This window comes from Epilithonimonas sp., assembly GCF_032055105.1.
GTDB lineage: Bacteria > Bacteroidota > Bacteroidia > Flavobacteriales > Weeksellaceae > Epilithonimonas.
The window spans coordinates 145,567-156,236 of sequence record NZ_DAMBRK010000009.1; the positions used below are offsets into that span (position 1 = coordinate 145,567).

The following is a 10,670-nucleotide window of genomic DNA, read 5'->3' on the forward strand; positions in this document are numbered from 1 at the left end:
ATTAAAAATTTATTTTAACATTAGGATTTCACAGACTCAGCACGTTTTTTTTCGATTTGCAAAATATTGTTTTGAATATCTTTCATAATCCATTTTGCCCAAAGCCCTGAATAGAAATTAAATGTTGTATTGAGTTTGAATCGGCTATATAATATTAATTTATATTTGTTGTGCGATATTTTTTCAAGTTCATAAGTTCCATCCAAAACATCAAAATAATTTCCGCCAATTACAACGTGTTCATCCAATGTTGTAGAAGGAATCTCATAAGGATAAGCCTTAATACTAAAAAGCATTCTTTTATTTTCTTCGTATTCTTTTACCGTTTCGTGAAAAACTAATCCTTTTGTAAATCTCGCTTCTCTGTAAGCACCAACTCCTTTATAATTCAAGACAGCTTCTAAAGGTCTCGGAAAACCAATTATTCGATTAAGATAACCCTTATCATCTTTTTCATCAATTTTACGAACTGCGGTCACATTTTGCCAAATAACTTCAGCCGGAGCATTAATTTCAATAGAAGTGTAAGCAGTATATGTTGCAGGAATTTTCTGAAACAAACTTTCTACCGGTCCAATTAATAATGGTATCAATACCAAAAGAGAAACATTCAAATTTGAATTTCCTTTTCGATTCTTAAGATAACCTCCAATTAAACCTCCAAAGGAAGAGGCAATCAGAAATATTGGAAGAATCATCAACCAACAAGCCCAGCCTTCGATTTTAAGAAACATTGTAATTACTAAAAAAAGAAAAACAGGAACCCAAGGCATAAAAAATCTATATGTGAGACTTTTTACTTTTTCATAATCCGAAAGATAAACCGTTAATGCTCCAACAATTGTTGGCAGGCAAAACAAAAATGTGATTGACATTACTGAAAAAATGTCAGTCCAAGTTTTTATTCCAAAAAGCAATCTTAAAATCACGGCATAAACTGTCGGAATCAAAATAGCAATCAGAATTTTTTTTGTAGTTCTGCTCATTCTAATCTGTCTTTAAAAACTAAACCGTATAACTTTGGAAAGCTTCTTCCAGACTTGCAAATTTGCCTTTGAATTCTGAAATCGGAGAATCTTGAATTATATTTCCTTGATGAATCAGAATTACACGTGAACAAAGTGCCTCTACTTCCTGCATTATGTGCGTGGATAAAATCACAGTTTTTGCCTTTCCAATTTCTTTGATGACATTTCGGATTTCTACGATTTGATTGGGGTCGAGTCCGTTGGTTGGTTCATCAAGAATCAATAAATCCGGTTCGTGAAGAATGGCTTGCGCTAAACCAACTCTTTGTTTATAACCTTTGGAAAGCTGACCTATTTTCTTTGATTTTTCCGGTGTAATTCCAATCAAATCGATGACTTGTTCTACTCTTTCTTTTTTGATGTTATGAAGATTCGCCACAAATTGCAAATATTCTTTTACAAACATCTCGTTGTAAAGCGGATTGTTCTCCGGAAGAAAACCGATTTTCTTTTTGGATTCGATTTCATTTTCGGAGATATTTTTTTCGTCTAAGAGAATTTCACCTTCATCGATTTTCAAGACGCCTGTGATGGATTTCATCAAGGTGGATTTTCCAGCACCGTTGGGGCCGAGCAATCCGATGATTTCATTGTTAGCGATATTGATGTTGATATCATTGAGCGCAACTTGCTCTCCGAAATGCTTTGTAAGTCCTGAAATTTTTAAAGACATCGAGTAAATTATAAGTGATGAATTATGAGTGATTTTTAATCTTTACAAAAATATGAAAATTGATTGATTTTATTTTAACGTGAAGAGAAACAAAAAAATATTTAAAAAGAAGAAATTATTGTAATTTTTTGAACGCAAAGTCCGCAAAGTTTTTTTGAACTTATTGAAAATATTTTAAGGTTCGCAAAGACGTAAACTCATCAAAGCAATACAAGTGAAACATTCTGTTTATCAATATTGAAGAAACTAAACACTGATAACCAACTCATTAGATTTCTTTCAGAATAACAATATTATGTTGTTTGATTTCAATTAGTGAGAAAATGTTGTTTGAAAAACAAATGTTCAAACTTGGCGAAGCGCAGCCCGACTTGAGCGGAAATCTTTTTTACGTAACGTAGTGGAGTGAAAAGATTGGGAGCGGAAGGCGGATTAAGCTGCCCAAATCAATATAAATAATTATTTTTTGTAACAAATTTTTGATATCATTACTAACCGAATAGAGTTAAAACAAAAATGGGTTCGTCTGAGAAAGAATTTTTAGAGAAAATCGATAAACATAAAGGAATCATCTTCAAGATTTCTAAAATGTATATGGATAATCGTGATGACCAGAATGACCTTTTTCAAGAAATTGTTTATCAGGTTTGGAAGTCTTTTTCGAGTTTTGAAGGAAAGTCAGAATTCTCAACTTGGCTTTACAGAATCGCTCTGAATACAGCAATTATCTTCCTAAAATCTGAGAAAAGAAGAACTTTTATCCAAAATGATGATGTCTCGCTATACAAAATAAAAGAAGAGGAATACAACTATGAAGATGAACAAAACCTAAAGCTGATGTACGAATCTATCCAACAACTAAACCCAATTGACAAGGCTTTGATTTTCTATTATCTGGAGGATTTTTCCGGAAAAGAAATGGCGGAACAAATGGGAATCTCGGAAGGCAATGCAAGAGTAAAACTGAATCGTGCGAAAGAAAAACTGAAAGAACTAATTAATAAAAAGACTTCGAGAGCCTCAGCCTGACAGAAAATTAATAGCCTTCAAGAGCCTCAGGCTGACAAACAAAAACTATCAACTGACAACTATTAATTATCAACCTACAACTATAAAGATATGGATCTAGATAATCTTAAATCACTTTGGAATAAAGAAGATGTTTCCGAAACACCGGAAATTTCTACGGAAAGACAAAAAGAAATACATCTGCCTCTGGAGAAAATCAGGAAGAATATGCGAAATGAATTTTGGTCAACCATTATTCTCTTACCAATCATTCTTATTGTAATTTGGTTTTTCCAAATCCCCTTTCGTTTTAGGCTTTACATCGAAGTTTTGGTAGGTTCTATGACTTTGGTAACTGTTTTTTTCTTTAGCAAATTCTTTAAACTCTACAAAGACATCGGCAATCCTACCTTGGGAACGTATGATTCTTTGAAAGATTTGTTTCACCAGTTTGAATTGAACAAGCAATATTATCTTTCGTTTTATCTAAGTTTTGTTCCCTTTTTCGTTTGCGAAATCATCATCATTACCGAATCAATTCCATATAGCCACGAATATACAGATGGACTTTTGGCTTTCAAATTTTTGCTTTCTATTTTGTTTGGGTTGTTTGTTTTATACTTTGCAGGCAACTGGTGGTTCAAACATTTTTATGGAAAGTATATCGATAAAATCAAATTACTGGTTGATGAAATGAAAATGGATTAAAATAAAAGCCTCGCAGATGTGTGAGGCTTTTTTACTTAAATTCATTAAATTCGAAAAAACTTTTCTATGAAAAAATTATACAATCTGTTCTTTCTTTTTTTGGCAATTAGTCTTTCTGCTCAAAATTTAGAAAAAATAGCTAAAGAAATTACGGACGAAGGAATTACTCTTTACAGAAGCGAAATGGCAAGCTGGTATGGAACAGATGTCTTTCTTGCAAACTATCAGAATCGAGAAAATATCGGTGGATATTTTTCTTACATCGATGAAGGCGTTCCAAAATGTATATTTTTTTCCAAAGCTAATCAAGTAATTGGAACAATTGCTTTCCCAACAAATTATAAACCTCAAAATGCTAACTTAGATTTAACTGAACGTAAGTTTACAGATATTGAAAACGAATATGCGACAATTAGAAGTAAAGCCCTTGAAAGGATAAAAAGTGATAGTATTTTTAAACATTATAATAACACAAATTTTAATTTGGTTCCCATAATTAGAAATAACTCAAAAAAGGTATACATCTTAACAGGACACAACGACAACAATTTAGTTTTGTTTGGTAATGATTATCTGATTGACTTTGATAAAAAAAATGAAATCAAAAAAGTTCAACGTTTGCACAAATCGCTCATTACTCAAAAGATCGTTGATGATGAAGTTGGCAAAACAGTTTCTGGTGTTCATTCACACGTTTTAGAAGATTGGCCATATATGACTCCGACAGATATCTGTACATTGATGCTTTATCAAAATCTCACCAATTGGGAAAGTTACAATGTAGTTAATAAAAAATACTTCAGTATTTGGAATAGTAAAACCAATAATCTGACAATAATGTTAACTGATGTCATCAAAAAAATCAATGAAGATCAAGAGAAAAGACATCCTGAAAATCAAGATTAATAAATTAAAATTAATTTTTCAATTTATCATCATTTCTCCAATTACAAACCATTAATTGCATTTTCAAATCGCTTATGTCATAATCTTAAAGTTGATTTTTCATAAGCTGAAAATTTTTGTAAATTTGCAAACCTATGGGACAAATCCTAGCCATCGACTACGGGAAAGCAAGAACGGGAATTGCTGTAACAGACGACTTACAAATCATTGCGAGTGGTTTGACAACAGTTGAAACTCCAAAACTTGTAGATTTTTTGAAAAAATATTTTTCTGAAAACAACGTGGACGAAATCGTTATCGGACTTCCCACAGATTTGAAAGGAAATATGTCCGAAATCGAAACTGAGATTCAGAAATTTATTTCAGTGTTTGAAAAGGAATTTCCTGAGAAGAAAATCAATCGTCTGGATGAACGTTTCACTTCCAAAATGGCTTCTTTTTTCATTAGTCAAAGCGGAAAAAACAAAAAACAGAGACAGGAAAAAGGATTGATTGACAAAGTAAGCGCGACAATATTGTTGCAAAATTTTTTAGACCAAAAGAGATGATTTTACCAATTAGAGCATTCGGAGATTCCGTTTTGAGAAAAAAAGCACACGATATCGACAAAGATTATCCTGAGCTTCAAACCCTAATCGACAATATGTTTGACACAATGAACGGTGCAAACGGAATTGGTTTGGCAGCGCCTCAGATTGGTTTGGACATCAGACTTTTTGTGGTAGATGTTTCTCCTCTTTCTGAAGATGAGGATTATGAAGATATCGCTGATGAACTGAAAGATTTTAAAAAAGTTTTCATCAATGCACAAATCTTGGAAGAATCTGGCGAAGAATGGAAATTCAATGAAGGATGTTTGAGTATCCCAGAAGTTCGTGAAGATGTGAAGAGAAAATCAACGATTAAAATAGAATATTACGATAGAAATTTCGTTAAACATACCGATACATTTTCTGACATCAGAGCAAGAGTAATCCAACACGAATACGACCATATCGAAGGAATCTTATTCACTGACCATTTGAGCGCTTTAAAGAAAAAAATCGTAAAAGGAAAACTTCAGAAAATAGCAAACGGAGAAGTTGCCGTGAGTTATAAAATGAGGTTTCCAAAATAGAAAATTGTAAAAAGTAAAATGTACAAAGTATTATTACAACCGACTTTTTACATTTGACAACCGACAAATAAAAAAATATACTACTAAAGAAAAATATTAAAATGCAGTTAGAAAAAATTATTTCAATCTCTGGAAAACCAGGACTCTTCAAATTGGTTTCTCAACTTAAAAACGGTTTTATCGTTGAGGATATCACTACTAAGAAAAAAGCGAGCATCTCGAACTCAAGCCAAGTAAGTCTTCTTGATAATATCGCAATGTTCACTTTTGATAAAGAAGTTCCTTTGTTCGAAGTTTTTGAAAATATTGCAAAAAATTACGACTACAAACCAACTATCAATCACAAGTCTTCTAGCGAAGAGTTAAGAGCTTTTATGGCTGCTTCTCTTCCAAACTATGACCTTGAAAGAGTTTATGAGTCTGATATCAAAAAACTAGCTCAATGGTATAACTTGCTTCAAAAAGCTGGCTATATCACTCCAGAAAGTTTTGTAAAACCAGAAGCTCCAGCTGTTGAAGTAGCCGAAGAAGCTAAAGTACTTGAAGAAAAAGCAGAGAAAAAACCTGCAGCTAAAAAAGCTCCAGCAAAAAAGGCCGCTGAAAAAACAGAAGAAGCTCAAGCTGAAAAACCTGCTGCTAAAAAGCCTGCTGCAAAGAAAGCGACTAAAAAAGAAGATTAATAATTAATCTTTAAAGTTATATGCTCTCTCAGAAATGTTTATTTTTGAGAGAGTTTTTTTTATATTTAAAGTCTCGAGAACCTCAGACTGACATCTCGAGAAATTAATTATTGTCACGCTGAGCGGAGTCGAAGCGTTTCATAAGTAAGTTTATTTATGAGAGTTGTTTCACTTGTTCCTTCGATTACGGAAACTTTATTTGATTTAGGTTTAACGACTGACGAAATCATTGGTCGGACAAAATTCTGTATTCATCCGAAAGAAATCGTAAATAAAGTTGAAATCATTGGCGGCACAAAAAACCTCAATATTGAAAAAATTAAATTATTAAAACCCGATTTAATTATTGCCAACAAAGAGGAAAACGTTAAAGAACAAGTTGAGGAATTGATGAAAGATTTCAAAGTTCTATTAACGAATATTGAAACGCTTGAAGATAATTATTACATTATCAAACAACTTGGACATATTTTCAACAAAGAAGAAAAAGCGCAATTCTTCAATTTAAAAACTTACGAAGCTTTTGACATTCCGAAACCTGAAAAGAAGTTAAAAGTCGCTTATCTGATTTGGAAAAATCCTTATATGACAATTGGTGGCGATACTTTTATTTCGAGGATTTTAGAGGAATTAGGATTTGAAAATATGTTTAAAAACCAGAAACGTTATCCCGAAGTTCAGTTGGAAGATATGAAAGAAGCGGATTTGATTTTTCTTTCGTCAGAGCCTTTTCCTTTCAGAGAAAAACATATTGAGGAAATCCAAGAAGTTTGTAAGAATCCAAAAATTAGGATTGTTGATGGCGAAGCTTTTTCTTGGTATGGTTCGCATCTGGCGAAATGTGGAAATTATTATAGAGAGTTGCTTGAGGAAATAAATTTCGAAAGTTAAATCGCAAGCAAATGTCACAAATAAATTTAAGCTTTAATGATTGTTATTTTCTAATTTAAAGGATATAAAATTCAGAATTCCAATTTTCTAATAAGAAATCATAACCTACTAATTCTGGAAACTCTTTTGAATTGAGAAGTCTAACTCTTGCATATTGCACTTCCATTATTTTTTCTGTTGTCCAATCAAAAAAAGACATAAATCTAAATTCATTTTCTGTCGAGTTTAATTGCAATGTCTTCCACTCAGTAAACTGTTGGTTTGCAGGCGCAAAAAATGTTTCAAATCCTAAAGGCCCATAATTTGGAATTACTTTTAAATTTTCATAAAATTCCTTATTATTTTTGAAAATTTTTGCTTCTAAATCTATTTGATCAAGAACTGTTTTTTGAAAGAGGATTTCATTAATTTCTTCAAAATATTCTTCGAAATAATGTTCAGAATCTTTCCATTCAACATTTATAAAGTAATTGTTATAAAGTTGCCTAATACATTCTCTATATTTTAAAATTCTTTGGGTAACATTTTCCATTAGTCTGTAAAAAAAACAACTATTTAAAAGGTTACTACAAAACCTTCGCAACTTCTTCACAAAGCCAATTCAAAAGTTCTTCATCTTCTTTGGTAAATGGGTCTTTTGAGTGACTGTCGATATCAATCTGCCCGATATTTTCTCCGTTTTTGAAAATCGGAACTACAATTTCTGCTTTTGTATCAATAGAACAAGAAAGATAATTATCCTGAGCCCAAACATCCGGAACTACAAACGTTTCTCCAGAAACCGCAACCTGACCGCAAATCCCTTTCCCGAAAGGAATAATCACGTGGTCTGTAACTGCACCAACATAAGGACCGAGAACCAACTCGTCTTTATCTCCGTTTTTGAAATAAAATCCTGTCCAATTGTAATAAGAAATTTCTTTATCCAAAACCTGACAGATTTTCAGAAGTTTTGCATTTGTATCGTGTTCAGGACTTTCTAAAATGAATGAAAGTCTTTTTTTAAGTTCTACCATTTTTTTGAAATATTAATTGAGTCCGTCAAAACTTAGCTCTTTGTATCCGAACATTTGGCGGTCTTTTATCATCTCCGGAATTCCCGCCGGAAGTTCTTCTTCCCAACCGTTTTCCTGAGTCACAATTTTCTTAAGAATTTCTCTGGAATAGATTTCCAAGAATTTTGGATTGAAATTGGTAATATCTACAATTCTCTTATTGAGTTTGAAATATTTGTATAACTCCTTCAGATTATCATGAACTTTCAAGTTCTCCGATGTCAACAGACTTCCTGTTTTCGGGTCTTTGTAAGGATAAAGATAGACGCGCATATCTTTTTTGAAGAACTTACCAAAAGCTTCCAAAATTCCACCAGGCAGATTTTTGTAATATTCCTCATCAAAAACATCCAAGAGGTTATTAACTCCCATTGCGACACCAATATGTTGATTCGTAAATGTTGAGAAGTAATCTACCATTCGGTAGTACTCGGAGAAATTGGAAATCATTACAGTATAACCTAACTTTCCTAAGATATCAACTCTGTCAAGAAAATCTCTTTCATCTATATCACCCGCAGCTCTTAAATTTGAAATTGTAATTTCGAAAAGAATCTGTGTATTCTCGTGGTCACAAGCATTATCCTGATTGAACATGTCCAAACCGTGTTCAAACATATCAATATTAACTCGTGTTACAGGACGGAAACTACCTCTTACGGCAAAGATATTTTTCTTGTAAAGAATATCTGCAGGAAGCATATTATTACCTTGAGAATTAAAGATAACCGCATCCGTCATTCCTAATTTCACCAACTGAAGACTCATCAGACGATTATCCACAAATTGGAAATCCGGTCCACTAAAATCAATCATATCAATTTCCAATCTATCAGTAGACAGGTCATCATATAACGATTCTATCAGTAGTCGTGGATTATCAATGTAGAAAAAAGCACCATAAATCAAATTAACTCCCAGGCTCCCCAAAGTTTCCTGTTGAAGTGTTGCATTAGTCTCTTTAAATTTGACGTGAATCACAATCTCATTAAAATCCTCGTCTGGTCCATTCTGATAACGGATACCTACCCAGCCGTGTCCCTTTGAAGTCTTGTCAAAATTGATTGTTGTAACCGTATTAGCATAGGAAAAGAATTTTTTCCCCGGGTTTTTTTCTCTCGGAATCCTTTCCTCAATCAAAGCTACCTCATAACGTAACATTTTACGAAGTCTGTTCTGTGTTACGTATCGGTTTTTGGCTTCTTTCCCGTAGATTGCATCAGAGAAATCTTTATCATAGGCAGACATCGCTTTTGCAATCGTTTGAGAAGCACCACCAGCTCGAAAAAAGTGTCTTACAGTTTCTTGACCCGCTCCTATCTCCGCAAAAGTTCCGTAGATGGATGAATCTAAATTAATGGCTAATGCTTTCTGCTTAGGGGTAAGTTTTGGCTTTATCACGAAGAATTAGATTTATTTTGTAAATTTACCAAAAACAGCGCAAATACAAAAATGCTTTTAAAATTTTTAGGAACCGGAACTTCACAAGGCATTCCTGTTATTGGTAGCCATCATCCTGTTTGTCTGTCCAAAGACCAAAAAGATAAGCGTTTACGTACTTCTGCGCTTGTAACTACAGATTCCGGAAAAAAAATATTAATTGACTGCGGACCCGATTTTCGTCAGCAAATGTTGGCTAATAATGAGGAGCAAATTGATGCTGTCCTGATAACTCACGAGCACAATGATCATATTATCGGTCTTGATGATTTGCGACCTTTGATTTTCAAGAACAAAGCTTCGATGCCAATCTATTGTAATTCCAGAGTTTCGGCAGAAATAAAAAGTCGTTTCCCTTACGCTTTTACAGAACAAAAATATCCTGGCGCCCCCAGTTTTGATCTATTTGAAATCGAGGAGAATTTTAAATTATTCAATGAAGTAGAAGTTCAACCGATTGATATTATCCATTCTGAGATTAATATTCTTGGTTTTAAATTTAAAAATCTTGCTTACATTACAGATGCAAGCAAGATTGATGACAAGGAAAAAGAGAAACTAAAAAACCTCGATTTTTTCATTATTAACTGTCTTAGAAAAACAGAGCCTCATCATTCTCATTTTATTTTGCCTCAGATTTTGGAATTGGTAGAAGAACTTAAGCCAAAAAAAACGTACTTAATTCACATCAGCCATCATCTGGGATTCCACGAAGAAGTCGAAAACGAGCTTCCAGACAACATTCATCTGGCTTATGATGGATTGGAAATAAAATTTTAGTAAAATTATTTTTTTGATTTACAGATTGTTAAGAATTAAATTAAAAAATAATACAAAAACACTTTTGTAAACTGAAAAATAGTCCTATATTTGCACACCAATTTGAAACAAACATCAGCCCAGTTGGCGGAATTGGTAGACGCGCTAGACTCAAACTCTAGTATCGAAAGATGTGCCGGTTCGATTCCGGCACTGGGTACAGAATAAAACCATAATTAGACTTCTAATTATGGTTTTTTTCATTTATAAATATTTCCTATAATACTAAAAGAAAACCCACCTTTTCAAGTGGGTTTATATATTATTGTTATTCAAAAAAGGAATTTAAGCGGATCAATCTCAAAAGTTGGGGAGAAATATAGAAAGTGTTAACTTTGGTTGATG

At 33.0% G+C, this 10,670-nt stretch carries 13 protein-coding genes and 1 tRNA gene; 9 read left to right on the forward strand and 5 right to left on the reverse strand.

Translation table 11 applies throughout. The features are described from left to right. Nucleotides 1–20: 20 nt before the first annotated feature. On the reverse strand, nt 21–986 hold the full coding sequence (locus tag RTY06_RS09740; protein ID WP_312824558.1) for a hypothetical protein: 966 nt from the start codon (nt 984–986) through the stop codon (nt 21–23). Nucleotides 987–1,005: 19 nt separating this feature from the next. Next, entirely contained in the window at nt 1,006–1,701 is a 696-nt protein-coding gene (locus RTY06_RS09745; RefSeq protein WP_312824559.1) for an ATP-binding cassette domain-containing protein, read from the reverse strand. 516 nt (nt 1,702–2,217) lie between these two features. On the opposite strand from RTY06_RS09745, the gene RTY06_RS09750 reads away from it, so the two are divergent. The 7 genes from RTY06_RS09750 to RTY06_RS09780 all read left to right on the forward strand — a co-directional run bounded on the left by RTY06_RS09750 (nt 2,218) and on the right by RTY06_RS09780 (nt 7,011). Continuing rightward, entirely contained in the window at nt 2,218–2,730 is a 513-nt protein-coding gene (locus RTY06_RS09750; RefSeq protein WP_312824560.1) for an RNA polymerase sigma factor, read from the forward strand. A 90-nt stretch (nt 2,731–2,820) separates the two neighbouring features. Continuing rightward, nucleotides 2,821–3,417 (forward strand): hypothetical protein, encoded by a 597-nt coding sequence (locus RTY06_RS09755; protein ID WP_312824561.1) that lies wholly within the window; start codon nt 2,821–2,823, stop codon nt 3,415–3,417. 66 nt (nt 3,418–3,483) lie between these two features. Then, nucleotides 3,484–4,323, forward strand: coding sequence for a hypothetical protein (locus tag RTY06_RS09760; RefSeq protein ID WP_312824562.1), 840 nt, complete (start codon nt 3,484–3,486; stop codon nt 4,321–4,323). A gap of 134 nt (nt 4,324–4,457) precedes the next feature. Beyond that, a complete protein-coding gene (gene ruvX, locus RTY06_RS09765; protein WP_312824563.1) occupies nt 4,458–4,871 on the forward strand; it encodes a Holliday junction resolvase RuvX in 414 nt (137 codons plus the stop codon). Then, nucleotides 4,868–5,440, forward strand: a complete 573-nt coding sequence (gene def, locus RTY06_RS09770; protein WP_312824564.1) for a peptide deformylase — start codon at nt 4,868–4,870, stop codon at nt 5,438–5,440. The genes ruvX and def overlap by 4 nt, the downstream gene beginning before the upstream one ends. Before the next feature lie 101 nt (nt 5,441–5,541). Continuing rightward, the gene (locus RTY06_RS09775) at nt 5,542–6,120 is read left to right on the forward strand and encodes a DUF5606 domain-containing protein (RefSeq protein WP_312824565.1); all 579 of its coding nucleotides are present in this window, start codon (nt 5,542–5,544) and stop codon (nt 6,118–6,120) included. A 156-nt stretch (nt 6,121–6,276) separates the two neighbouring features. Beyond that, nucleotides 6,277–7,011, forward strand: coding sequence for a helical backbone metal receptor (locus RTY06_RS09780; RefSeq protein WP_312824566.1), 735 nt, complete (start codon nt 6,277–6,279; stop codon nt 7,009–7,011). 55 nt (nt 7,012–7,066) lie between these two features. Here the strand turns inward: RTY06_RS09780 and RTY06_RS09785 are convergent, their stop codons facing one another. The 3 genes from RTY06_RS09785 to RTY06_RS09795 are packed head-to-tail and all read right to left on the reverse strand — an operon-like array spanning nt 7,067 to nt 9,464. Beyond that, nucleotides 7,067–7,543 (reverse strand): hypothetical protein, encoded by a 477-nt coding sequence (locus tag RTY06_RS09785; RefSeq protein WP_312824567.1) that lies wholly within the window; start codon nt 7,541–7,543, stop codon nt 7,067–7,069. A gap of 34 nt (nt 7,544–7,577) precedes the next feature. Continuing rightward, complete coding sequence (locus RTY06_RS09790; RefSeq protein ID WP_312824568.1) at nt 7,578–8,027, reverse strand: GAF domain-containing protein; 450 nt, start codon at nt 8,025–8,027, stop codon at nt 7,578–7,580. Nucleotides 8,028–8,039: 12 nt separating this feature from the next. Next, nucleotides 8,040–9,464: a TonB-dependent receptor gene (locus RTY06_RS09795; protein ID WP_116037200.1), complete on the reverse strand. Its 1,425-nt coding sequence runs from the start codon at nt 9,462–9,464 to the stop codon at nt 8,040–8,042. Nucleotides 9,465–9,518: 54 nt separating this feature from the next. Between RTY06_RS09795 and RTY06_RS09800 the strand changes: the two genes are divergently transcribed. Further along, complete coding sequence (locus tag RTY06_RS09800; RefSeq protein WP_312824569.1) at nt 9,519–10,286, forward strand: MBL fold metallo-hydrolase; 768 nt, start codon at nt 9,519–9,521, stop codon at nt 10,284–10,286. 117 nt (nt 10,287–10,403) lie between these two features. After that, a tRNA-Leu gene (locus RTY06_RS09805) sits at nt 10,404–10,485 on the forward strand. Nucleotides 10,486–10,670: the final 185 nt, after the last annotated feature.

Coding starts and splice junctions, on each gene's coding strand:
- RTY06_RS09740 (WP_312824558.1), bottom strand. CDS start 986: ATGAGCAGAACTACAAAAAAAATTCTGATTGCTATTTTGATTCCGACA.
- RTY06_RS09745 (WP_312824559.1), bottom strand. CDS start 1,701: ATGTCTTTAAAAATTTCAGGACTTACAAAGCATTTCGGAGAGCAAGTT.
- RTY06_RS09750 (WP_312824560.1), top strand. CDS start 2,218: ATGGGTTCGTCTGAGAAAGAATTTTTAGAGAAAATCGATAAACATAAA.
- RTY06_RS09755 (WP_312824561.1), top strand. CDS start 2,821: ATGGATCTAGATAATCTTAAATCACTTTGGAATAAAGAAGATGTTTCC.
- RTY06_RS09760 (WP_312824562.1), top strand. CDS start 3,484: ATGAAAAAATTATACAATCTGTTCTTTCTTTTTTTGGCAATTAGTCTT.
- ruvX (WP_312824563.1), top strand. CDS start 4,458: ATGGGACAAATCCTAGCCATCGACTACGGGAAAGCAAGAACGGGAATT.
- def (WP_312824564.1), top strand. CDS start 4,868: ATGATTTTACCAATTAGAGCATTCGGAGATTCCGTTTTGAGAAAAAAA.
- RTY06_RS09775 (WP_312824565.1), top strand. CDS start 5,542: ATGCAGTTAGAAAAAATTATTTCAATCTCTGGAAAACCAGGACTCTTC.
- RTY06_RS09780 (WP_312824566.1), top strand. CDS start 6,277: ATGAGAGTTGTTTCACTTGTTCCTTCGATTACGGAAACTTTATTTGAT.
- RTY06_RS09785 (WP_312824567.1), bottom strand. CDS start 7,543: ATGGAAAATGTTACCCAAAGAATTTTAAAATATAGAGAATGTATTAGG.
- RTY06_RS09790 (WP_312824568.1), bottom strand. CDS start 8,027: ATGGTAGAACTTAAAAAAAGACTTTCATTCATTTTAGAAAGTCCTGAA.
- RTY06_RS09800 (WP_312824569.1), top strand. CDS start 9,519: ATGCTTTTAAAATTTTTAGGAACCGGAACTTCACAAGGCATTCCTGTT.